Here is a 22628-nt window from a genome sequence, read left to right as displayed (position 1 = left end):
ATGATCCTTGGTATCGGCACCGATCTGGTACAGGTCGCACGCATGCGCGGCATGTGGGAGCGCCACGGCCGGCGTTTGGCCGAACGCATTCTGCATCCGCTGGAGCAGGCCGATCTGCCATCCCATGAACCGGCCGGCTTTCTGGCCCGGCGCTTTGCCGCCAAGGAGGCCCTGGCCAAGGCGCTGGGTTGTGGCGTCGGGGCCGAGATGGCGCTGGCGGAGGCGGGGGTGACCCATGACGCACGCGGGCGCCCGGAATTCGTGCTGGAAGGCCGCGCGCGCGCGACCGCCAAACGCCTTGGAGTGGTCGCCATCCATCTGAGCATCAGTGACGAGCGCGAGTATGCCCAGGCCTTTGTCGTCCTCGAGGGGGCCGAGTAACCCGCCTTTCCTTCCGGGCGAGGTTGCCCGGGTGGGGGCGGCTCCCTAGAATGTGGTCTCTTATGCCCGCCGGTGTCTCTGGACGTCGTCGCGGGCGCAGCCCTGAGCGAGCGACGGAGTTCAGTCCATGCCCTGGAACGAACCGGGAAATAATAACCGCGACCCCTGGAGTGGGGGTGGTGGTGGCCAGCGCGGCAGCGGTGGTGGCGGCGGCGGTAATCAGCAGCCGCCGGATCTCGAAGAGATGATGCGCAAGCTGTCACGGCAGCTGAACGGAATCTTCGGCGGTGGCAGCGGTGGTTCCGGTGGCTCCGGCTCCGGTGGCATGGGCCGCGGGTCGCAGGCCCTGATCAGCCTTGGTCTGATCATTGCCCTGGTGGTCTGGCTGGCCTCCGGCTTCCATATCATTTCCGAAGGCGAGCGCGGCGTCGTGCTTCGCTTCGGCGAGTTCCAGGAAGTGAAGAATCCGGGTCCGGGCTGGCACCTGCCGTATCCCATCGAGCGGATCGAGATCGAGAACGTCGACAATGTGCGTACGCTCGAGCATCGCGCGCTGATGCTGACCGGTGACGAGAACATCATCGATATCAACATTGCGGTGCAGTACCGCATCCTCGACCTGGTGGACTACCTGTTCAATGTGCGCAACCCCGACACCACCGTGAACCGGGTGATGGAGTCGGCGATCCGCGAACGCGTCGGGCGTTCCAACCTCGATTTCATCCTCGGCGAAGGGCGTGGCGAGATCGCCTCCGCCGCGCGCGTGGTGATGCAGGAAAGCCTGGATTCCTACGGGGCGGGGATCACTGTCACGGCGGTGTCCATGCAGCAGGCGCAGCCGCCGGAGCCGGTGCAGGAGGCCTTCGCCGACGCCATCCGTGCGCGCGAGGATGAGGTCCGTTTCCGCAACGAGGCCGAGGCCTACGCTAACGGCGTGATCCCGCGGGCCCGCGGTCAGGCGGCGCGTATCCTCGAGGAGGCCGAGGCCTACCGTGATCAGGTGATTGCGCGCGCCGACGGTGACGCCGCCCGCTTCGATCAGCTGCTGGTCGAGTACCGGCAGTACCCCGAGGTCACGCGTGATCGCCTGTACCTCGAAACCATGCAGGCCGTGCTGGAAGACTCTCGCAAGCTGATGCTGGACGTGGGCAGCAGCAACAACCTGATGATGCTGCCGCTGGACCAGCTGTTCAGTGGCACTGGCACCACGCGCCGCAGCAATGACACGCCGACACCGCAGCCGATCGACACCAGCCGCAGTGCCGTGGGCACCAGCAGCGGGATGAATCGTCTCGGTGGCAGTACGCGTGATCCGTCGGCCCAGCGTTCGCGGGAGGTGCGCTAATGGTACGCATAGCGGGTATTGCGGTCGTCGTGATCGCGATCGTGGTCGCACTTTCGACCTACACCGTTGACGAGCGCGATCGCGTGATCAAGTTCGCCCTGGGCGAGATCCGGCAAGTGGACCCGGAGCCGGGTCTGCATTTCAAGTTTCCGCTGATCCAGAACGTCGAGAAGTTCGATGCCCGGATCATGACGCTGAACATCCCGCCGGACCGGTTCCTGACCTCGGAGGCGAAGAACATCATCGTCGATTTCTACGCCAAGTGGCGCATTGACGACGTGGGTCAGTTCTACCGCGCCACTCGTGGTGACGAGCGCCTGGCCGAGGAGCGCCTCGCCCAGATCCTGCGCGACGGCATGCGTAACGAGTTCGCGCGCTACGAGCTGCAGGAAGTCGTCGCCGGCGAGCGTCTCGCGATCATGGGTGCGGTGCGGCAGACGGCGCTGGAGACCGCGCGCGAACTGGGTATCAACCTGGTTGACGTGCGGGTGCGCCGGATGGACCTCCCGGACGAGGTGTCGGAATCCGTCTACGAGCGCATGCGTGCCGAGCGTGAACGAGTCGCCCAGGACTTCCGGGCCCGAGGTCAGGAGGAGGCCGAGCGCATTCGTTCGCGCGCCGACCGTGACCGCACGGTGATCCTGGCGAACGCCTATCGCGAATCGGAGGAGATCCGGGGTGCCGGCGATGCCCGCGCGACCGAGACGCTGGGCCGTTCCTTCGGCGAGGACGAGGAGTTCTTCCGCTTCTATCGCAGCCTGATCGCCTACCGCAGCAGCATGTCGGGCGAGAACAGCACCTTCATCCTGGAACCGAACTCCGAGTTCTTCCAGTTCTTCAACGCGCCTGGTGGCGAACGCCCGGCCCCGCTGCCCCGCTAGGGTAGTAGCGGGCCATCGGGCGGCCGCGGCCGCATCGAAGGTGGCCGTTTATGTCGGGCCCGGATCTTCCGGGCCCGACTTTTGCCGGGTAGAGCACGGGACACGAGCAGGGACGAGATGACCGATATCAACCGCTGGCTGCTGCCGGACGGGCTGGAGGAGGCCCTTCCGGATGCCGCACGCCGACTGGAATCCCTTCGTCGGCGGGTGCTGGACCAGTTCGACACCTGGGGCTATGACCTGGTCATGCCGCCGCTGGCCGAGTACCTGGAGTCGCTGCTCACGGGGGCCGGACATGCGCTGGACCTGCAGACGTTCAAGCTCACCGATCAGCTCACTGGCCGCATGATGGGGGTGCGCGCGGACCTGACGCCGCAGGTGGCGCGTATCGACGCCCACCGCCTGCGTGTCGAGGGGCCGAACCGTCTGTGCTATGTGGGCAGCGCCCTGCGAACCCGTGCCGACGAGTGGTCCGGCTCGCGCAGTCCGCTGCAGGCCGGGGCCGAGTTGTTCGGGCACGATGGCCTCGACAGCGACCTCGAGATCATTTGCCTGATGCTGGCCACCCTCTCGGTGTGCGGGGTGACGCAGCCGAGCATGGATCTCGGTCATGTCGGGATCTACCGTGCCCTGGCACGGGATGCCGGGCTGGACGCGACCCAGGAACAGGCCTTCTTCGATCAGCTGCAGCGCAAGAGTGTCCCCGAGATCGACGAGACGCTCGCTGCCTGGCAGGCCGCGGGAATGGATACCGCTGCCTGTGCCCGGCTGCGGCGGCTGGTGGATCTGAATGGCGATGCCGGGGTGCTCGACATGGCGCGTACCGCTCTGGCCGGTGCCCCCGCAGAAATCGAGGCAGCACTGGATCACCTGCAGGCCGTGGTGACGCGCCTGCAGGCCAGCGAGCCCGGTCTGGACCTGCACCTGGATCTGGCGGAGCTGCGGGGCTATGCATATCACACCGGGCTGGTGTTTGCCGCCTTCGTGCCGGGCTCGGGGCAGGCCATAGCGCGCGGCGGGCGCTACAACGAGATCGGGCGGGTGTTCGGTCGCGCCCGTGCCGCCACCGGATTCAGCACCGATCTGCGTACCTTTGTCCGCGGCGAAACTGCCCGGGCGGCCGATCTTTCCGCGCGCCAGAGCGTACGCGCGCCCGCGGCGGATGATGCGGCGCTGGAGGCCGTGATCGCAGACCTGCGCGCGCGGGGTGTGCGCGTGGTGCGCGAGCTGGATGGACAGGAACTTGAATCGCCCTTGGGCGCGCGGCTGGAGCGGCGCGACGGGGAATGGACGGTAGTGGAGTATTGATGGCGATGGGACGTTTCGTAGTAGTGCTGGGCAGCCAGTGGGGTGACGAGGGCAAGGGCAAGATCGTCGATCGTCTGACCGAGGATGCCGCGGCCGTGGTGCGTTTCCAGGGCGGACACAACGCCGGCCATACGCTGGTGATCAACGGCGAGAAGACCGTGCTGCACCTGATCCCTTCCGGCATCCTGCGCGAGGGGGTCGAGTGCATGATCGGCAACGGGGTGGTCCTGTCCCCCGAGGCCCTGATTACCGAGATGGAGGCGCTGGAGGCCAAGGGTGTGCCGGTGTCCGACCGGCTGCGTCTGTCGGATGCCTGTCAGCTGATCCTGCCGTATCACGTGGCCCTGGATCACGCGCGCGAGAAGGCGCGCGGCAAGGCCGCTATCGGGACCACCGGGCGCGGGATCGGCCCGGCCTACGAGGACAAGGTCGCACGTCGCGGGTTGCGCCTGGACGACCTGTTCCACCGCGAACGCCTGGCCGCCAAGCTGGGCGAGGTGATGGACTACCACAACTTCGCGCTGAAACATTATTTCAAGGCGCCGGGCGTGGATCAGCAGGAGGTGCTCGAGCAGTGTCTGGCCCATGCCGAGCGCCTGCAGCCGATGGTGACGGACGTGGCCGGCCGCCTGCACACCCTGCGCGAGCAGAACAAGGACGTGATGTTCGAGGGCGCGCAGGGCACCCTGCTCGATATCGATCACGGGACCTACCCGTTTGTGACCTCGTCGAACACCACTGCGGGCGGGGCCTCCACCGGCTCTGGCGTGGGGCCGCGCGATATCGACTACGTGCTGGGCATCACCAAGGCCTACACCACGCGGGTGGGCGCCGGCCCGTTCCCGACCGAGCTGTTCGACAACATGGGCGAACATCTGGCGCGCCAGGGCAACGAATTCGGTTCCACCACCGGTCGCGCCCGGCGCTGCGGCTGGTTCGATGCGGTCGCGCTGAAGCGGGCGGTCCAGGTGAACAGCATCAGTGGCCTGTGCATGACCAAGCTGGATGTGCTGGACGGGCTCGAGAACGTGCAGATCTGTGTGGGCTACAACTGCGACGGCGAGCGGCGCGAGTCGCCGCCCTCCGGCGCCGAGGCGTATGCCGCCTGCACGCCCGTCTACGAGGAAATGCCGGGCTGGCAGGAGTCGACCGTGGGTGTCCGCGAGTACGATCAGCTGCCGGCCAATGCGCGCGCCTATCTGGAGCGGCTGTCGGAGGTGGTCGGGGTGCCGATCGACATGATCTCGACCGGCCCCGACCGCGACGAGACCCTGGTCCTGCGCGACCCCTTCGACGCTTGATCCGCCGTCTGGCGGCGTGAGGCATGGCCGGCCGCGGGTCGCCGGACATGCCCGGGTAAACACTGACTTCAGTGTTTACCCGGGCGGCCGATGGCCGCAGGCAGACACGCGAAAACCGTCCTCCGGGCCCAGTGCTCGGATAACGGGGATTGCCGTAAATTCAGGGATCGAGAAGCTGAAGATGGTGCCGAGGAGAGGACTTGAACCTCCACGAGCTTTCGCTCACTAGCACCTGAAGCTAGCGCGTCTACCAATTCCGCCACCTCGGCACGAGGTTGGACCGCCGGTGCGAGACCGGGTCCTGCGCTTCAGGAGCGCGCAATATAGTGCGCGGCCCCGGGGCTGTCAACGCCCCCACGCACGAAATCCGTATATGCCGCATAATAGGGGCTGGGAGTACCGATGGATGTGCAGGCCCGCACCGGCGACCCGCGTTCAGCATGAACCGGCTGGTCGTGCCGGGGTGCGGAAAGGTGTCCGGACAGGTGTTCGGTTACCCCTTGAATCCACCGGCCCGGGTCGCTTTTTCCGCCGGCCGCCTCCTTCCCGAAAAGGGAACGGGCGCGAAGACGCGGCGTGTCCTTCGACGCGTGCAGTACCCGATGCCTCCCCCGCGCCGCATGGCCTTTCGGGCCGTAGCAGGCCACCGAATCACCCAACGAGTTTTTTGAATGCCAAGAAAACACCGCAAGCCCGCCGTGGATCCGAATTTCGAGCGCGAGGCGCAGAAGTACGACAACCCCATTCCCAGCCGCGAGTTCATCCTCGGGCTCCTGCAGCAAGCCGACAATCCCCTGTCCTATGACGAGATCGCCGAGCGTCTGGAGATCGCCGACGATGATCGTCTGGAGGCCCTGCGCCGGCGCCTGAAGGCCATGGAGCGGGACGGCCAGGCGCTGTGCAACCGCCGTGGCGCCTATCTCCCGGTCAACCAGGAAGACCTGATCCGCGGCCGCGTGATCGGCCACCCGGACGGTTTCGGGTTCCTGGTGCCGGATGAACAGGACGACGATCTGTTCCTGTCGCCGCGTCAGATGCGGGGCGTGTTCCACGGGGACCGCGCGCTGGCGCGGGTGATGGGCGTGGACCGTCGCGGTCGCCGCGAGGGCGGGATCGTCGAGGTGCTGGAACGCAACACGACCCAGGTGGTCGGGCGTCTGCGAATCGAGGATGGTGTCGGCATCCTGACCCCGGACAACAAGCGCATCACCCACGACATCCTGGTGCCGCCCGATGGCCTCGGCGCGGCCGAGGACGACCAGATCGTGGTTGTGCGGATCCGCGAGTCCGCCTCGCGCACCGCGCGCCTGAAAGGCGATGTGCTGGAGGTGCTCGGCGAGCACATGGCCCCGGGCATGGAGATCGACATCGCGATCCGCGCCCACGGCCTGCCGCACGAGTGGCCGGACGAGGTCAGCGCCGCGGCGGATGCGCTGGGTGCCGAGGTGGCCGAGAAGGACAAGAAGGGGCGCCTGGACCTGCGCGAGAAGCCGTTCGTGACCATCGACGGCGATGATGCCCGCGATTTCGATGACGCCCTGTACTGCGAGCCCGAAGGCAAGGGCTGGCGGGTGTGGGTGGCGATCGCCGACGTGTCGCATTACGTCGAGCGTGACGCGGCGCTGGACCGCGAGGCGCGCACCCGTGGTACCTCGGTGTACTTCCCCAACAACGTGATCCCGATGCTGCCGGAGGCCCTGTCCAACGGGCTGTGTTCGCTGAACCCGGAGGTCGATCGCCTGAGCATGGTCTGCGAGATGGAGATCGGCGCGCGCGGGGCGCTGAAGAGCTATCGCTTCCACGAGGGTCTGATCCGCTCGCATGCGCGCCTGATCTACGAGGACGTCGCGGCGATGCTGGGCGGGGATACCGCCCTGCGCGAAAAGAACGCGCATGTGATGCCGCACCTGGAGTCGCTCTACCAGGTCTTCAAGGCGCTGCACGCGGCGCGCAATCGGCGCGGTGCGATCGACTTCGACACCACCGAGACGAAGATCGTCTTCGGCAAGGATCGCAAGATCGAGAAGATCGTCCCGACCGAGCGCACGGATGCCCATCGTCTGGTCGAGGAATGCATGATTATGGCCAACGTGGCCGCCGCGCGGTTCCTGAAGAAGCACAAGGTGCCGGCCCTGTATCGCATCCATGACCAGCCCCCGACCGACAAGATCGAGGAGCTGCGCGAGTTCCTGAACGGGGCAGGGCTGACGCTGGGCGGTGGTAGCGAACCCAGCCCGGCCGACTACACCGCAGTCCTGAAGGCGGCCCGCAAGCGTCCTGACCAGCAGCTGATCCAGACGGTCTTGCTGCGCTCGCTGAGCCAGGCGGTCTACGCGCCGGAACTGGATGGGCACTTCGGCCTGGCGCTGGATGACTACGCCCACTTCACCTCGCCGATCCGGCGCTATCCGGACCTGCTGGTGCATCGTGGCATTCGTCATGTCCTGCGCAAGGGCAGCCGCAAGGCCTTCCCGTATTCGCACGGCGACATGGAACAGCTGGGCGAGCACTGCTCCATGGCCGAGCGCCGCGCCGACGAGGCCACCCGCGACGCCGTCGCCTGGCTGAAGGCGGAGTACATGCAGGACAAGGTCGGCGAGGTCTTCGAGGGGGTCGTCTCCGGGGTCACCGGGTTCGGCCTGTTCGTGGAGATCAAGGATGTCTTTATCGAGGGCCTGGTGCATGTCACCAGCCTCGACAACGACTTCTACCACTTCGATCCGGCACGTCACTCCCTGACCGGCGAGCGTGCCGGCCGCGTGTTCCGCATTGGCGACGAGCTCAAGGTGCAGGTCGCGCGCGTCAGCCTGGATGATCGCAAGATCGACCTCGCGCTGGCGCGGGAGCCGGGCGAGCAAGGGCCGCCCGATACGCCGCCGAAGAAGCGCAGCCGCCGCAGCAAGCGCAAGAAAGAGGCCGAACCGACGGTCCCGGTGGCTGCGGACGGCGGGGCCGAACCGGCCGCAGCGCCCAGTGCCGAGGATGAATCCGCTCCGGCGCCGAAGAAGAAGCGCAGCCGCCGCGGCAAGACCCGGCAAGCCCCCGAAGGGGCGGCCGCGGAGGCTGTGGATAGCGGTACCGAGCCGGCCGCGGCCCCCGCCGCCGAGGACGAATCCACCCCGGCGCCGAAGAAGAAGCGTCGCCGTCGTGGCGGTCGTCGCCGTGGTGGTGGCGAGAATGCCCCAGTCACGGACCAGCCCGTGGATGGCGCGCAGGAAGAGCACGTGCCGGATGCCCCCGAGCCGGGCAACGAGGCCCTGCCGCCCCCGTCTCCGGAGGCCGACAAGGATGGCAACACCATCGTCGAGCCGGAGGCCGAGCCGAGCGGGCCTGCCCGTTCGCCGCGGCGCCGGGGCCGGCGTCGGCGCTCTTCCTGAGTCGCGCCGTGGTGCTGCGATGGAGCCGCCCGGCGCCGCGGCTGTGCGGTCGGGTCCCTGATTCCTGCGCTCGTCGAGCGGGTGCCGGGTGGCGGGCGTGAGCCAGGGGGGCAGGTCCGGCAAGTCCGGCAAGGGCGCTCGTGCGGAGACCTTTGGCGGGATCCACGCGGTGGCGGCCGTCCTGCGCCATGCCCCGCAGCGCATCAAGCGCCTGCAGCTGGCCACCGACCCGATTGAACCCGCGCTGGACCGGCTGCTGCAGCTGGCACAGGGCCTCGGGATCTCGGTCGAGCGGGTCGGGCGCGAACGCCTGGATCAGCATCACCCCGGGTTTCAGAATCAGGGCGTGATCGTGCACTGCACGCCGCGCCCGGTGGTGGACGAGAAGGCCCTGATCGCGCGTGTTCGCGACGGAGTCGATCTGGTGCTGGTCCTGGATGGCGTGACCGATCCGCACAACCTCGGGGCCTGTCTGCGCACGGCGGATGCGGCCGGTGCGGGTGCGGTGGTGATGCCGCGCCATCACAGTGCGGCCCTGACGCCGGCTGCGATCAAGGTGGCCTCGGGGGCGGCCGAGACGGTGCCGGTGGTCAGCGTCGGGAATCTCGCGCGGACCCTGGCAAGCCTGAAGGCTGCCGGGATGTGGACCGTGGGGCTGGCCGGCGAGGCCGAGCAGAGCCTGTACCAGGTGGATCTGCGGCCGCCGACCGTGCTGGTGATGGGGGCCGAGGGCGAGGGCATGCGGCGCCTGACCCGCGAGGCCTGCGATCATCTCGCCAGGATACCGATGGGCGGCACGGTGGAGAGTCTGAACGTCTCGGTGGCGACCGGGGTCTCACTGTTCGAAGCCCGGCGCCAGCGCCAGTCCTGACACGGCCAGGCCTGATAGACTCGGAACATGCGCGTGCGCCCTCGACCCTTCCTCTGGCTGTTGCTGCTGTTGCCCCTGCTGGTGATGGGGCAGGCGGTGCACGCGGCCGCCATGGCGACCCTGTCCTCCGAGCCAGTCGAGATGGACGCGCCCATGCACTGCGACGGCGCGCACTGTGATCATCAGGCGGAACACGAGTGTTCCGGCCACGGTGGCTGCTGCATGGCCCCGCTTGCGACGCCTGCCTCACCCACGCCACCGCTGACCCGGGTACCCGCCGAGTCCCGGTTGTGGCCGGCCCGGTCAGCCGCCGAACCCCCGAGCCCGCCACCGAGATCCTGATTCCCCTGTCCTCGGGAGACGCGATTCAGCGCCTCCCTGGACGCGGCTTGCCCGCGTTCGTTTTGTTGACTGCGACAGCGAGGAATCCCGATGTCCATTGCAAACGTTTCTCCGGTCGGCGCCCTGCTGGCCCTGAGCCTGACCCTGGCCATGCCGCTCGCGGCGAGTGAGGGCCACGATCATCATCACGGCGCGCCGGACCATGGTCACCATGACCATTCCGGTCACGGTGACCACCACGGCCATGACCGCCATGGCCACGCTCACCACATGCACGATCATCACGCGCAAGAGCACCGCTGGGAGGCCCCTTCCGACGCGGCCGCGCGCGAGAATCCGCACGCGGCCGATGCCGCATCCGTGCGTATCGGGCGGGCGGTCTACCGCGCCCAGTGCCTGGCCTGCCATGGGGAAGCCGGCGCCGGGGATGGCCCGCAGGCGCAGGCCCTGGAGCCGCGCCCGGCGGATTTCCGGGAACACGCCGCGGGCCATACCGCCGGCGAGTACCACTGGGTGATCCGCGCGGGCGCGGGCGGGATGCCCGCCTTTGGTGACCTGCTGGACGATGCCGAGATCTGGCATGTGGTGAATTACATCCGCCACGAGCTAACCACGGCCGGGACCGATTCCCCGAATACCGACGCAGGCCACCACGGCCACGGAGGAGGGCACCATGGACATTAAGTCGCCTGGCGCGCTGCTGCTGGCCGCGAGTCTCGCCGGACTGCTGGCCGCCTGCGGCGGCGATGCCCCGGAGCCGCCCGCGGAGCGCGCGCCCTATCCCATCCAGGGCGTCACGATCGAGTTGCTCGGAAATCCCCAGGCCGGCCGCGAACGCTTTGCGCAGAGCTGTGCGGAATGTCATGGCGCCGATGCCCGCGGTACCGCGCAGGGTCCGGCACTGATCCATCGCATCTACGAGCCCTCGCACCATGCCGATATCACCTTCTTTCTGGCGGTCGAACGCGGGGTGGTCGCGCACCACTGGGACTACGGCGATATGCCGCCGATCCCCGGTCTGGATCATCAGGACGTGGCGGATATCGTGGCGTGGGTGCGCCACGAGCAGCGGGACGACGGCATCATCCCGGATGCCGAGTGGCCGGTGGAAGGCGGCTGAGGCCGTCGGGCTCCCCGGCGCGGCGTCGCGGCTCGCCGCGCACGAACTTGTTGTAGGACGCCAGTTCGTTTAAGGTGTTGCGCCTTTCCGTCTGCCGGATCTCCGGCGGGCGGAATCCTTGCCTCACCGCGTGGACGGGAGGCTGATACCCGCAAGGAGTCGAAAATGCGTCATTACGAAGTGGTATTCCTGGTCCATCCGGACCAGAGCGAGCAGGTCCCGGCGATGATCGAGCGCTACAAGGGCCTGGTCGAGGGCCACGCCGGCAAGATTCACCGCCTGGAAGACTGGGGCCGCCGTCAGCTGGCCTACCCGATCCAGAAGCTGGTCAAGGCTCACTATGTCCTGATGAACATCGAGGCATCGGAAGAGGCGATGGAAGAACTCGCCAGTGCCTTCCGGTTCAACGACGCCGTGCTGCGCCATCTGGCCATGCGCATGGATGAGGCCGTGACCGAAACCTCCCCGCTGGCCAAGGGCCAGGAAGAGGAGAGCGGCAAGGGCCGTCGCCGCGAGCGCGACGACGAGGGCGGCGAGTCCGCTTCCGACGATTCGGCCTCTGCCGAATAAACCCCGCCCGTTCGTTGACCGAATTGTTCTAGGAGATCCGAGATGGCCCGTTTTCCGCGTCGCCGCAAGTACTGCAAGTTCACCGCCGAAGGCATCGATTACATCGATTACAAGGACCTGAACCTGCTGAAAGGTTTCATCACCGAGACCGGCAAGATCGTTCCCAGCCGCGTAACCGGTACCAGCGCCAAGTATCAGCGTCAGCTGGCGACCGCCGTGAAGCGCGCGCGCTTCCTGGCGCTGCTGCCGTACAGCGACAACCATTAAGTCCGGCACCGGTTCGCCGGGGCCTCGATCCGAGCATGCGCGCACTCGCCGAGTTCGCGATGAAGAGCCGGGGGCGCGCCGTGGGCGCGGTCTCCGGCTTTGGTATTGCGGGGCTGTTCCTCCCGCCGGTCGCGTTCCTGGGCAGTGCGCTCGTCGCCCTGGTGGGTCTGCGCATCGGACTGGGGCAGGCGCTGCTGATCGTCGTTCTGGCCGCGCTGGGGCTCGGGGTGGCGATGTTCGTCGTGACCCCGGGGGCACCGCTGTTCGCGGGGGTGCTGGCAGGCGTGGTGCAGTGGGCCCCGGTGGCCCTGCTGGCCGAGCTGCTGCGGCGCACCGTCTCCTGGCGGTTGACCCTGCAGGCCGGCGCCGGTCTGGCCGGGTTCGGGGTCGTGCTGGTCCACCTGGTGGTCCCGGACCTGGAGGCCACCTGGGTCGAGGCGGGCATGGTCCTGCTGGGCCCGCTGGTCGAGGGTAGCGACACCGGTGTGCAGGAGCTGGAGGCCGGGTTGCGGCGCGCAGCCCCGTACCTGACCGGCCTGATGGCCGGGATCGTACTGCTGAGTCTGGCCCTGGCGCTGCTGCTCGGGCGCTACTGGCAGGCCCTGCTGTACAACCCGGGGGCGTTCGGCGAGGAGATCCGGGCGTTGCAGTTTGGCCGGGGCGCGAGCGCGGCCACGCTGGTGCTGGCGGGGATCGGACATCTGGGCCCGGTTCCGCTGGCGACCGAACTGGCGTTTATCCTGGCGGTGCTGTTCTTCCTCCAGGGAATTGCGCTGATGCATGCGCTGACCTTTCGTCAGGGCATGAGCAGCTTCTGGCTGGTGGGGATGTACGTGCTGATGGCCCTGGCGCTGCCGCAGATGTTCCTGCTGCTCGCCACTATCGGGGTGATCGATGCCTGGGCGGACATCCGCTCGCGGCTGGGCCCTGGCTCCGCATCGGGTGGGCAGGACGGCGACAACAATCCGTGAGACCGGTCCGAGACCGGTGTAGAATGCGTGCCTTCGGGCGCTGATCAAACGTTACAGGAATACCAAAGATGGAAGTCATTCTGCTGGAAAAAATCGATAACCTGGGCACCCTGGGTGACCGCGTCAACGTGCGTCCGGGCTTTGCGCGCAACTACCTGCTGCCGCAGGGCAAGGCCAAGTTCGCCACCGCGGAGAACATTGCCGAGTTCGAGGCCCGTCGTGCCGAGCTGGAAAAGGCCGCCGCCGAGGCCCTGGCCGCCGCCGAGGCGCGCAAGGCGCAGCTGGAAGGCACCGTGCTGGAGATCACCGCCAAGTCCGGTGGCGAAGGCAAGCTGTTCGGTTCCATCGGTCCGGCCGATATTGCCGACGCGCTGACCGCCAAGGGTACCGAGGTGGAGAAGAAGGAAGTGCGTATGCCCGAGGGTCCGCTGCGTACCACCGGCGAATTCGAACTCGTTCTGCACCTGCATACGGATGTGGATGTAGATATCCGCGTCGTCGTAATCGGCGAAGAGTGATCCGCCGGATGTCGGGAGGGTGGCCCCGGCGGGTCGCTGATGCCCGGCATCCGCGCGGGCTGGCGGGAGGCCTTTGGCCATGACCCCCAATCCCCGCGTCCCCCCGCACTCCGAGGAGGCCGAACAGGCCGTCCTCGGGGGGCTGATGCTGGATAACGCCGCCTGGGATCGGGTGGCGGACCGCATTACCGCAGAAGACTTCTACCGCCATGACCACCGCCTGATCTTTCGGGCGGTGTCGTCGCTGGCGGATCGCAACGCCCCCTTCGACATGGTCACCGTGTCGGAGCAGCTCGACCGCACGGCCGAGCTGGAGGAGGCCGGTGGCATGGCCTATCTCGGGCGTCTCGCGTCCGAGACCCCCAGCGCCGCGAATATCGTGGCCTACGCGGATATCGTCCGCGAACGCTCCATCCTGCGCTCGCTGATCTCGGTCGGGACCGAGATCGCCGATTCGGCCTACCGCCCGGAAGGTCGCGAATCCAAGGAACTGCTGGACGTTGCGGAACAGAAGGTGTTTCGTATCGCCGAGCAGGGCGCGCGAGGTGCTCAGGGCTTTCGCGGCATGAAGCCGCTGCTGGCGGCGGCCGTCAACCAGATCGAGGAACTCTACGAAAGCGACAACCCGATCACCGGGGTGGCGACCGGCTATGAGGATCTCGACCGCCTGACCTCCGGGCTCAACCCCGGTGATCTGGTGATCGTGGCCGGGCGTCCATCCATGGGCAAGACCTCGTTTGCGATGAACATCGCCGAGTACGTGGCGATGAAGAACGCGGAACCGGTGGCGATCTTTTCCATGGAGATGCCGGGCGAGCAGCTGGCGATGCGTCTGCTGTCCTCGATGGGCCGGATCAACCAGCAGAAGCTGCGTTCCGGCCGCCTGGAAGACGGCGACTGGCCGCGGCTGACCAGCGCGGTACAGATGCTTTCCAATGCACCACTGTTCATCGACGACACCCCGGCGCTGTCGCCAACCGAGCTGCGTGCTCGTACGCGGCGGCTGATGCGCGAGCACAAGGGGCTCAAGCTGATTGTGGTCGACTACCTGCAGCTGATGCAGTTTCCGGGCAGTGGCGAGAGCCGGGCGCACGAGATCTCCGAGATCTCGCGCGGGCTGAAGGCCCTGGCCAAGGAGCTGAGCGTGCCGATGATTGCGCTGTCGCAGCTGAACCGCTCGCTGGAACAGCGTCCGAACAAGCGCCCGGTCATGTCCGACCTGCGCGAATCCGGGGCGATCGAGCAGGACGCGGACATCATCGCCTTCGTCTACCGGGACGAGGTCTACAACGACGAATCGCCGGACAAGGGCACGGCCGAGATCATCATCGCCAAGCAGCGTAATGGTCCCATCGGCACCGTGCGCCTGACCTTCCGCGGCCAGTTCACCCGCTTCGAGAACTACGCCCCGGACGTCTACGGCGAGGTCGGCCAGCAGGCCTGATACGCGGCGTGAGACGCGCGGCCAGCATTCAGCTCCACCCCGAGGCTCTGCGGCACAACCTGACCGTGGCGCGCGGCCTCGCGCCGGGTGTCCCCATGTGGTCGGTGATCAAGGCCGAAGGCTACGGCCACGGCCTGAAGTGGGCGGCCGAGGCGCTGGCCGGGGCGAGCGACGGGCTGGCCGTCTCCCAGATGGGCGAGGCGCGGGCCCTGCGCAAGGCGGGTTTCGACGGCCCGTTGCTGGTGCTGCAGGGGCCGCGCGATGCCGGCGAGGTGCGAGCCTGCCACGAGCTGGGCCTGGAGCCGGCAATCCACGAGGCCGCCCAGCTCGATCACCTGGATACGGTCCCGGTGCGGCTCCCCACTGTATGGGTCAAGCTCAATACCGGCATGAACCGGCTCGGCTTCGACCCGCTGGATGCCGAAGCGGTGGCCCGGCGCCTGCGAGCAGCGGGCCACGGGGCCATGGGCCTGCACTGGATGACCCACCTGGCCTGCGCCGACGAGCCCGAGCACCCACAGAATGCCCGCCAGCTGGAACGCTTCGCCGCGGCGGTCGCGGCGCGGCCGGGGCAGATCAGCGTGGCCAATTCCGCGGCGCTGTTCGCGGGCTGGGGGCGGGCACCGGGGCTGGACCCCGCGCGCGCGTGCTGGGCGCGGCCCGGTATCATGCTCTACGGCGCGCATCCCGCCGCGGTCCCCGCGGATGCCGCGCCGGAAGGGCCGCAGGCCGACCTGCGCCCGGCGATGACCGTGCAGGCCCCGATCATCGCGATCCAGCCCCTGGAGCCGGGCAGCACGGTCGGCTACGGCGCGACCTGGACCGCCGCTGCGCCCGGCCGCGCCGGCATCGTGGCCATGGGCTACGCCGATGGCTATCCCCGCCATGCCCCCTCCGGCACGCCCGTGCGGGTGGGCGACCGGATCTGCCCGTTGATCGGACGCGTGTCCATGGACATGCTGGCGGTGGATCTCTCCGCCGTGCCGGATGCGCAGGTCGGGGACCGCGTGACCCTGTGGGGCGAAGGCCTTCCCGTGGAACGCGTGGCGCGTGCGGCGGGGACGATCAGCTACGAGCTGCTGACCCGCGTTGCCGACCGCCTGCAGCCGGCGCGCTGATACACTGTCGCATCCCGCATTCAAGGATGCCGCGATGACCGACTTCGACCCCGACGCTTTTGACCCCAGGGATTACGACCCGCAGACTGTAGCCATCCGGCACGGTTACCAGCGTACGCCGGAGGGCGAGCACTCCGAGGCGATCTTCCCGACCTCCAGCTTCGTATTCGGCTCGGCCGCGGAGGCCGCCGCGCGCTTCGGCGGGGAGTCGCCCGGCAACATCTACTCGCGCTTCACCAACCCGACCGTGCGCACCTTCCAGGACCGCCTGGCGGCGCTGGAGGGGGGCGAGGCCTGCGTGGCTACCGCCTCCGGCATGTCCGCGATCCTCGCGACCATGATGGGGCTGTTGAAGGCCGGCGATCACGTGGTCTGCTCGCGTTCGGTGTTCGGCACGACGACCGTGCTGTTCAATAACTACCTGGGGCGTTTCGGTGTCGAGGTGACCTACGTCGAGCTGTCGAACCTCGAGGCCTGGGAGGCTGCCACGCAGTCGAACACCCGGCTGTATTTCTGCGAGACGCCCTCCAACCCTCTGGGGGAGGTGGTGGACATCGCCGCGCTGGCGGAGATCGCGCATCGGCATGACGCGCTGCTGGCGGTGGACAACTGCTTCTGCACGCCGATCCTGCAGCGCCCGCTGGATCTGGGCGCCGACATCATCATCCACTCGGCGACCAAGTTCCTCGACGGCCAGGGGCGCTGTCTGGGCGGCGCGATCGTCGGCGACGCCGAGCGCGTCGGCAAGGACGTCTACGGCTTCCTGCGCACCGCCGGGCCGACCCTGTCGCCGTTCAATGCCTGGGTGTTCCTGAAGGGGCTGGAGACCCTGGCCCTGCGCATGCGCGCCCACAGCGACAACGCCCTGGCCCTGGCGCAGTGGCTGCAGGCCCATCCGAAGGTCACCGCAGTGCATTACCCGGGGCTGGCGGATCATCCGCAGCATGCGGTCGCGAAGCGCCAGCAAAGCGGCTTTGGTGGCGTGCTGAGCTTCGAGGTCGCCGGCGGTCGCGCGGCCGCCTGGTCGGTGATCGACGCCACCAGGTTCCTGTCGATCACCGCGAACCTGGGCGATACCAAGACCACCATCACTCACCCGGCCACCACTACCCACGGTCGCGTGGACCCGGACAAGCGCGAGGCCCAGGGCATTACCGAGGCCCTGGTGCGGGTCGCGGTCGGGCTGGAGGCGGTCGCCGACATCCAGCGCGACCTGGCCCGCGGGCTCGACGCGCTCTGACGCGGCTCCCGGGTCGACCGCACGGATATGTCCAGACCCGAGTCCGGTGATGCCCATCCGAAGCCGCGCCGGCGTCCGCGCTGGCGCGTGCTGCTGACGGTTGTAATTGGCTTTCACCTGCTGGGGTTCCTGTCGTCGCTGGATGCGCTGATGTCCACGCGGACGCCGCAGGGCGCGGTGGCCTGGATCGTGTCGCTCAACACCGTCCCCTATGTGGCCGTGCCGGCCTACTGGGTATTCGGCGCCAGCGAGTTTCGCGGCTATGTGGTCGCGCGCCGCGACGAGGACTCCAGCCTGGCGCGGGCCCTGCAGCCGAAGACCGAGGAACTGTGGTCGCACCAGTACATTGCACAAGAGCCGAGCAAGCACCTGGACGGTGTACAGCAACTCGCCCGCTGGCCGTTTCTCCACGGCAACGAGGTCGAGCTGCTGGTGGATGGCGAGGCGACCTTCGACAGTATCTTCGAGGGGATCGAACAGGCCGAGCGCTACCTGCTGGTGCAGTTCTATATCGTGCGCGACGACGCGATCGGGCGCGAACTCCAGCGACGGCTGGTGGAGCGGGCGCAAGATGGGGTCGAGGTCTACTTCCTGTACGACGAGATCGGCAGCTACCGCCTGCCCGGCAGCTATCTGGACCCCCTGCGCGAGGCGGGGGTGCATGTGCAGCACTTCCACTCGACCCGAGGGCGGGGCAATCGCTTTCAGCTGAACTTCCGCAATCACCGCAAGATCGTGGTGGCCGATGGCGAACAGGGCTGGGTCGGTGGACTGAACGTGGGGGACGAGTATCTTGGGCGGGACCCGAAGATCGGGCCCTGGCGCGATACCCACCTGCGCATCGAGGGCCCGTCCGCCCTGGCCTTGCAGTCGGTGTTCCTGGAGGACTGGCACTGGGCCACCGAAGAGATCCCGGAGCTGGACTGGCAGCCGGCGATGATGGCGGACGATGGCGTCCCGGTGCTGATCCTGCCCTCCGGCCCGGCCGACGAGTTCGAGACGGCCAGCCTGATGATGCAGCAGGCGATCCATGCGGCCGAGCGGCGCATCTGGATCGCCAGCCCGTACTTCGTGCCGGACGAGGGTGTGCAGGGCATGCTCAAGCTGGCCGCGCTCAGTGGTGTCGACGTGCGCGTGCTGATCCCCGAGGTCACCGACAACCCGCTGACCACGCATGCGGCCTACGCCTTTCTGGGACCGCTGCTGGATGCCGGCGTGCGCATCTACCGCTATCAGGAGGGTTTCCTGCACGGCAAGGCCTTCGTGGTGGACGACATGGGCGCGGCGGTGGGGACCGTGAACCTGGACAACCGCTCGTTCCGGCTGAATTTCGAGGTCACCGCGCTGGTGATGGATCCGGCCTTCGCTCGCGAGACGGCGCGCATGTTTGAAGCCGACTTTGCCCGCTCGCGCGAGATGACCCGGCAGGACGTGGACGACCTGCCGCTGTGGCGACGGGTGGCCGCAAGGGCTGCCTATCTGCTGGCGCCGGTGCTGTAGGGATCTACCGGCCGGCTTGTCGTCATGAGGGAAGGTAGCCTGCCCCGCCACGCCCAATGCCCTGCACCCGGGCCCGCATTGGGCTATCAATCAGGGAGGGGTTCCTCCTGTAGGGCATTCCCCTGAATCCACACCCATTGAGTCATTGGTGGTGAGTGCGCGATGACGACGGAAACGAAGCCAGCGGGCACCCGCGAGGCGGTGGTGATCGTCCCCGGCATGGGGTCGGACCACTGCGCGGGGATCGTGCGCGCGGCGCTGGAGAAGACCCCCGGCGTGGCCTCGGTGGGGACCAATATCGCCCGCCACCGGGTGACAGTGGGATACGACCCCGAGCAGGTGGACCCGCAGGGGTTGCGGGCCGCCGTGGAGGGGGCCGGCTACGATGTCGCCCAGGTCGAGGGCGCGGCGGGCGGGGCCGGCGCGGTACGCCTGGTGGTGCCCGGCATGGGGTCGGATCACTGCGCGGGGATCGTGCGCGGTGCGATCGAGAAGCTGGACGGCATCCAGGCGGTGCGCACCAACATCGGCGATCACCGTGTGACCGTAGAACCCGGTCCCGGTGGCCCCGACGCCGAGGCCCTGCGCGCCGCGGTCGAGGGGGCCGGCTATGACGTGGCGGCGGTGGAGACCGAGGAGGCCGGCAGCGAGGCGGACGACGCCGAGATTGACGCGGCCTATCTGAAGCAGGCCTGGCGCCGGCTGTGGATCGCGATGATCCCGACCATCGCGATCATGGTGCTGATGATGCCGCACATGTTCTGGCAGGAGATCCCCGGCTATCTCCTGATCATCGCCGTGCTGGCCTTCCCGGTGGTGTTCATGGCCGGGGGTGCGGCCACCCACCGTTCGTCCTGGCGCGCGCTGAAAAGTGGCAGCCTGAACATGGACGTACTGATCTCCATGGGCTCGTTACCGCCCTATCTGATCGGGCTGATCGGCTTCGTCTATCCGATGACCTCGTTCATCGAGATGGCCGCGACCATCATGGCCTTCCACATGCTCGGGCGGTACCTGGAGTACCGCGCCAAGGGCGAGGCCTCCTCGGCGATCCGCAAGCTGCTGGACCTGGGCGCGAAGACGGCCCGGGTCGAACGCGACGGCGAGGAGGTCGAGGTGCCGGTGAAATCGCTGCAGGTGGGCGAGGTGATGATCGTGCGCCCCGGCGAGAAGATCCCCACCGATGGCGAGGTGGTTGCCGGCGAGAGCACGGTGGACGAATCCATCGCCACCGGCGAGTCGGTACCGGTGGACAAGGGCGAGGGCGATAGCGTGCTCGGCGCGACCCTGAACCAGCAGGGGCGGCTGAAGGTGCGTGCGACCCGCGTGGGGGCCGACACCTTCCTGTCGCAGGTGATCCGTCTGGTGAACGAGGCCCAGGGTTCGCGGGTGCCGGTGCAGGAGCTGGCGGACCGCATCACCGCGCGGTTCGTACCGGCGGTGCTGGTCATTGCGCTGGCCGCGTTTGCAGCCTGGCTGGCGTTCTCCGGGGCGCTGCAGCCGATCCTGATCTGGGGCGAGGGCTTTCTGCCCTGGGTCGACTCGGAACGGCCGCCGATCGTGCTGGCTATCCTCGCGGCCATTGCCGTACTGGTCATTGCTTGCCCCTGCGCGCTGGGGCTGGCCACACCCACGGCGCTGATGGTCGGCTCCGGCATGGGCGCCGAGCGCGGGGTGCTGATCCGCTCGGGCTCCGCGATCCAGACGCTGAAGGACATCCGCGTGATCGTGCTCGACAAGACCGGGACCATCACCCGCGGGCAGCCGGCACTGACCGACGTGATCGCGGCCGAGGGTTTCGATGACGCTCGCGTGCTCGGTGCGGCCGCGGCCGTGGAGGCCGGCTCCGCGCACCCCCTGGCCGAGGCCATCGTGCAGGGTGCGCGCGACCGGGAGCTGGCGATCGCCGAGGTCGACCAGTTCCAGTCGCACACCGCGCGCGGGGTGGAGGCCCACCTCGACGGGGAACGCGTCCTGGTCGGCAGCCAGCGGCTGCTGGAAGAGCAGGGCCTGGATCCGTCCGGCCTGCTGGAATCGCTGCGGCAGCTCGAGGATGCCGGCAAGACCGCGATGCTGGTGGCCATCGGCGACCGACGGGCCGGCATCGTCGCGGTCGCCGACACCCTCAAGGAGGAGTCGCGGGCCGCCATCCATCAGCTGCATGCCCTCGGCATCCGCTGCGTGATGGTCACCGGCGACAATGAGCGCACCGCCAACGCGGTGGCCGCGCAGGTGGGGATCGACGAGGTCCGCGCCGGCGTACTGCCGGAGGGCAAGGTCGAGGCGATCCGCGAACTGCAGGCCGAGTACGGCGACCACGTGGCCATGGTCGGCGACGGCATCAACGACGCCCCGGCCCTGCAGCAGGCGAACGTAGGCATCGCCATCGGCGCCGGCGCGGACGTGGCCATCGAGGCCGCCGACGTCACCCTGGTGCGCGGCGAGCTGACCAAGGTGGTCGAGGCCGTGCAGCTCTCGCGTATGACGTTCCGCAAGATCGTGCAGAACCTGTTCTGGGCCTGGGGCTACAACTCCGCCGCGATCCCGATCGCCGCGGCCGGCCTGCTGCATCCGATGATCGGCGTGATCGCGATGACCGCCAGCTCGCTCTCGGTCATCGGCAACTCCATCCTGCTGCGCCGCAGCATGCCGACTGGCGAGCGTTGAGCGGGTATCCTGTGTCGCATGCACGCATCGAACACGAATCCTGAATCCGCGCCGGAGTCCCCGGTCGTTTATCGCGCGGCTGAGGCCGCGCTACGCGAGCGGGACCCGGAGACCAAGTGCGAGCGGGCGCTGGAGTTCATGCGCGGTTGGTGGGAGGGCGAGCTGGAGGCCGGGAGTGCCCCGGCACCGGAACGCATGGAGGTGCCGGGGCGGCCCGAACACCCCGTGCTGGTGCACCCGAAGGATCTGCCGCGGCGCGGGCTGCACACCACGGCCGGGCGGGTGGCGCTGGTGCACGCGGTCGCGCATATCGAGTTCAACGCGATCAATCTGGCCCTGGATGCCATCTATCGCTTTCGCGACATGCCGGCGCCGTTCGTCAGCGACTGGCTGCAGGTCGCGGCGGAGGAGGCGCGCCATTTCCGGCTGTTGCGTGCGCGGCTCCACGAGCTGGGAGCGGACTACGGCGACCTGCCGGCCCACAACGGGCTGTGGGAGGCGGCGCTTTTGACCGATCACGACGTGATGGTGCGCATGGCGCTGGTGCCGCGCGTGCTGGAGGCGCGCGGGCTGGACGTCACCCCCGGCATGATCGAGCGCCTGACGGCGGCGGGCGATCACGCCACCGTGGCGCTTCTCGAGATCATCCAGCGCGAGGAGGTCGCCCACGTGGCGATCGGCACGCGCTGGTTCCGCGAGCTGGCCCACGCACGCGGGCTCGATCCCGAGCCGCTGTTCCTCGAGCTGCTGGCCGAGTACATGCCGGGCCGCGTACGACCGCCCTTCGCCCATGCCGCCCGCCGCGCCGCCGGTTTCACCGACGCCGAGATGGCGCAACTGGAGGCCCAGGCCATCACCGAACCGTCGCCCTAGACTCGACCGGATCTGCTCTGCGCCGTTGTGTGGTCAGGCCTTTCACCTGCTTTCGTGTTTGCGGTGCCTTCGCCTAGCCGCTTGCCTTGCTGTGGCTGGGCCTGGTTCTGCATCCGGTGTTTACGTGCCTTCGGTCCGCATACTGCCAGGCGCTGACTCGCCAGCGCGCCGCGAGGTCCTTTCTTGCTTGCCCAAGAAAGGACCCAAAGAAGGGCACCCGGATTTCGCCCGGGGACCTCGCTCCGGACGCGCTGGGCCGGCGGCGCTGAACTCGCTGCGCCTGCGGCTTCGCTCAGACATCCAGCGCCTTCTCCCGGCCCATCACGCCCTCCACGAGGGGCTCCATACGGGGGAGGAAGGTCAAGACAGAAGGTGTTCCAGCCCCACGACACCACAACAGCCCTGCCGCCTGAAAGCCCCAGGCGCCCGCTCGCGGGCGCGGCACGCAACGGCCCAAGGCCGAGCGTGCCCAGATGCCGGAAGACCCAGCCTTGATCCATTACCACGAACCTGTGGACCGCCGTTGTCTTGACC

20 protein-coding genes, 1 tRNA gene and 1 pseudogene are annotated in these 22628 nt (G+C 68.2%); 20 read left to right on the top strand and 2 right to left on the bottom strand.

The genetic code is table 11. From position 1 onward, the window contains the following. From acpS to D000_RS0112240, 5 genes are all read left to right on the top strand, one after another. Positions 1–381 (top strand): holo-ACP synthase, encoded by a 381-nt coding sequence (gene acpS, locus D000_RS0112260; RefSeq protein ID WP_018873820.1) that lies wholly within the window; start codon positions 1–3, stop codon positions 379–381. A 127-nt stretch (positions 382–508) separates the two neighbouring features. Further along, a complete protein-coding gene (gene hflK, locus D000_RS0112255; RefSeq protein WP_018873819.1) occupies positions 509–1726 on the top strand; it encodes an FtsH protease activity modulator HflK in 1218 nt (405 codons plus the stop codon). Next, on the top strand, positions 1726–2607 hold the full coding sequence (hflC, locus tag D000_RS0112250; protein WP_018873818.1) for a protease modulator HflC: 882 nt from the start codon (positions 1726–1728) through the stop codon (positions 2605–2607). The genes hflK and hflC overlap by 1 nt, the downstream gene beginning before the upstream one ends. A gap of 117 nt (positions 2608–2724) precedes the next feature. Continuing rightward, complete coding sequence (locus D000_RS0112245; protein WP_018873817.1) at positions 2725–3915, top strand: ATP phosphoribosyltransferase regulatory subunit; 1191 nt, start codon at positions 2725–2727, stop codon at positions 3913–3915. Continuing rightward, entirely contained in the window at positions 3915–5216 is a 1302-nt protein-coding gene (locus tag D000_RS0112240) for an adenylosuccinate synthase (protein ID WP_018873816.1), read from the top strand. Before D000_RS0112245 ends, D000_RS0112240 begins: the two co-directional genes overlap by 1 nt. Positions 5217–5398: 182 nt before the next feature. Here D000_RS0112240 and D000_RS0112235 read toward each other — a convergent pair. After that, a tRNA-Leu gene (locus tag D000_RS0112235) sits at positions 5399–5485 on the bottom strand. 402 nt (positions 5486–5887) lie between these two features. On the opposite strand from D000_RS0112235, the gene rnr reads away from it, so the two are divergent. The 15 genes from rnr (at position 5888) to D000_RS0112165 (ending at position 22094) form a co-directional block, all read left to right on the top strand. Next, entirely contained in the window at positions 5888–8593 is a 2706-nt protein-coding gene (gene rnr, locus D000_RS0112230; RefSeq protein ID WP_026279978.1) for a ribonuclease R, read from the top strand. Between the two features lie 97 nt (positions 8594–8690). After that, entirely contained in the window at positions 8691–9464 is a 774-nt protein-coding gene (rlmB, locus tag D000_RS0112225; protein WP_026279977.1) for a 23S rRNA (guanosine(2251)-2'-O)-methyltransferase RlmB, read from the top strand. Between the two features lie 27 nt (positions 9465–9491). After that, positions 9492–9806: a hypothetical protein gene (locus D000_RS14015; RefSeq protein ID WP_081616677.1), complete on the top strand. Its 315-nt coding sequence runs from the start codon at positions 9492–9494 to the stop codon at positions 9804–9806. Positions 9807–9896: 90 nt separating this feature from the next. Further along, the gene (locus tag D000_RS13535) at positions 9897–10490 is read left to right on the top strand and encodes a cytochrome c (RefSeq protein WP_051074987.1); all 594 of its coding nucleotides are present in this window, start codon (positions 9897–9899) and stop codon (positions 10488–10490) included. Then, the gene (locus D000_RS0112215) at positions 10480–10926 is read left to right on the top strand and encodes a cytochrome c (protein ID WP_018873813.1); all 447 of its coding nucleotides are present in this window, start codon (positions 10480–10482) and stop codon (positions 10924–10926) included. Before D000_RS13535 ends, D000_RS0112215 begins: the two co-directional genes overlap by 11 nt. Positions 10927–11091: 165 nt before the next feature. Continuing rightward, entirely contained in the window at positions 11092–11496 is a 405-nt protein-coding gene (rpsF, locus tag D000_RS0112210; protein ID WP_018873812.1) for a 30S ribosomal protein S6, read from the top strand. Between the two features lie 42 nt (positions 11497–11538). After that, positions 11539–11763: a 30S ribosomal protein S18 gene (gene rpsR, locus D000_RS0112205; protein WP_018867238.1), complete on the top strand. Its 225-nt coding sequence runs from the start codon at positions 11539–11541 to the stop codon at positions 11761–11763. Between the two features lie 35 nt (positions 11764–11798). After that, entirely contained in the window at positions 11799–12734 is a 936-nt protein-coding gene (locus D000_RS0112200) for a hypothetical protein (RefSeq protein WP_018873811.1), read from the top strand. A 68-nt stretch (positions 12735–12802) separates the two neighbouring features. Then, complete coding sequence (gene rplI / locus D000_RS0112195; RefSeq protein ID WP_018873810.1) at positions 12803–13252, top strand: 50S ribosomal protein L9; 450 nt, start codon at positions 12803–12805, stop codon at positions 13250–13252. 79 nt (positions 13253–13331) lie between these two features. Next, on the top strand, positions 13332–14696 hold the full coding sequence (gene dnaB, locus D000_RS0112190; RefSeq protein ID WP_018873809.1) for a replicative DNA helicase: 1365 nt from the start codon (positions 13332–13334) through the stop codon (positions 14694–14696). 8 nt (positions 14697–14704) lie between these two features. Further along, positions 14705–15814: an alanine racemase gene (gene alr, locus D000_RS0112185; RefSeq protein WP_018873808.1), complete on the top strand. Its 1110-nt coding sequence runs from the start codon at positions 14705–14707 to the stop codon at positions 15812–15814. 34 nt (positions 15815–15848) lie between these two features. Next, entirely contained in the window at positions 15849–17054 is a 1206-nt protein-coding gene (locus D000_RS0112180) for an O-succinylhomoserine sulfhydrylase (protein ID WP_018873807.1), read from the top strand. A 27-nt stretch (positions 17055–17081) separates the two neighbouring features. Beyond that, positions 17082–18554 (top strand): cardiolipin synthase, encoded by a 1473-nt coding sequence (gene cls, locus D000_RS0112175; protein WP_018873806.1) that lies wholly within the window; start codon positions 17082–17084, stop codon positions 18552–18554. 162 nt (positions 18555–18716) lie between these two features. Then, positions 18717–21221, top strand: a complete 2505-nt coding sequence (locus D000_RS0112170; protein ID WP_018873805.1) for a heavy metal translocating P-type ATPase — start codon at positions 18717–18719, stop codon at positions 21219–21221. Positions 21222–21239: 18 nt separating this feature from the next. Then, positions 21240–22094, top strand: coding sequence for a ferritin-like domain-containing protein (locus D000_RS0112165; protein WP_018873804.1), 855 nt, complete (start codon positions 21240–21242; stop codon positions 22092–22094). Between the two features lie 292 nt (positions 22095–22386). Here the strand turns inward: D000_RS0112165 and D000_RS14510 are convergent. Continuing rightward, a pseudogene (locus D000_RS14510) lies at positions 22387–22594 on the bottom strand (hypothetical protein). Positions 22595–22628 lie beyond the last annotated feature (34 nt).

Origin of the sequence: Thioalkalivibrio sp. ALJ16 (assembly GCF_000377345.1) — a bacterium.
Taxonomy (GTDB): domain Bacteria; phylum Pseudomonadota; class Gammaproteobacteria; order Ectothiorhodospirales; family Ectothiorhodospiraceae; genus Thioalkalivibrio.
This window is presented reverse-complemented; position numbering and strand designations above follow the sequence as displayed.

Coding starts and splice junctions, on each gene's coding strand:
- rpsF (WP_018873812.1), top strand. CDS start 11,092: ATGCGTCATTACGAAGTGGTATTCCTGGTCCATCCGGACCAGAGCGAG.
- D000_RS0112180 (WP_018873807.1), top strand. CDS start 15,849: ATGACCGACTTCGACCCCGACGCTTTTGACCCCAGGGATTACGACCCG.
- D000_RS0112200 (WP_018873811.1), top strand. CDS start 11,799: ATGCGCGCACTCGCCGAGTTCGCGATGAAGAGCCGGGGGCGCGCCGTG.
- acpS (WP_018873820.1), top strand. CDS start 1: ATGATCCTTGGTATCGGCACCGATCTGGTACAGGTCGCACGCATGCGC.
- dnaB (WP_018873809.1), top strand. CDS start 13,332: ATGACCCCCAATCCCCGCGTCCCCCCGCACTCCGAGGAGGCCGAACAG.
- rnr (WP_026279978.1), top strand. CDS start 5,888: ATGCCAAGAAAACACCGCAAGCCCGCCGTGGATCCGAATTTCGAGCGC.
- D000_RS13535 (WP_051074987.1), top strand. CDS start 9,897: ATGTCCATTGCAAACGTTTCTCCGGTCGGCGCCCTGCTGGCCCTGAGC.
- D000_RS14015 (WP_081616677.1), top strand. CDS start 9,492: ATGCGCGTGCGCCCTCGACCCTTCCTCTGGCTGTTGCTGCTGTTGCCC.
- D000_RS0112245 (WP_018873817.1), top strand. CDS start 2,725: ATGACCGATATCAACCGCTGGCTGCTGCCGGACGGGCTGGAGGAGGCC.
- D000_RS0112170 (WP_018873805.1), top strand. CDS start 18,717: ATGACGACGGAAACGAAGCCAGCGGGCACCCGCGAGGCGGTGGTGATC.
- D000_RS0112240 (WP_018873816.1), top strand. CDS start 3,915: ATGGCGATGGGACGTTTCGTAGTAGTGCTGGGCAGCCAGTGGGGTGAC.
- rpsR (WP_018867238.1), top strand. CDS start 11,539: ATGGCCCGTTTTCCGCGTCGCCGCAAGTACTGCAAGTTCACCGCCGAA.
- D000_RS0112215 (WP_018873813.1), top strand. CDS start 10,480: ATGGACATTAAGTCGCCTGGCGCGCTGCTGCTGGCCGCGAGTCTCGCC.
- hflC (WP_018873818.1), top strand. CDS start 1,726: ATGGTACGCATAGCGGGTATTGCGGTCGTCGTGATCGCGATCGTGGTC.
- hflK (WP_018873819.1), top strand. CDS start 509: ATGCCCTGGAACGAACCGGGAAATAATAACCGCGACCCCTGGAGTGGG.
- rplI (WP_018873810.1), top strand. CDS start 12,803: ATGGAAGTCATTCTGCTGGAAAAAATCGATAACCTGGGCACCCTGGGT.
- cls (WP_018873806.1), top strand. CDS start 17,082: ATGTCCAGACCCGAGTCCGGTGATGCCCATCCGAAGCCGCGCCGGCGT.
- D000_RS0112165 (WP_018873804.1), top strand. CDS start 21,240: ATGCACGCATCGAACACGAATCCTGAATCCGCGCCGGAGTCCCCGGTC.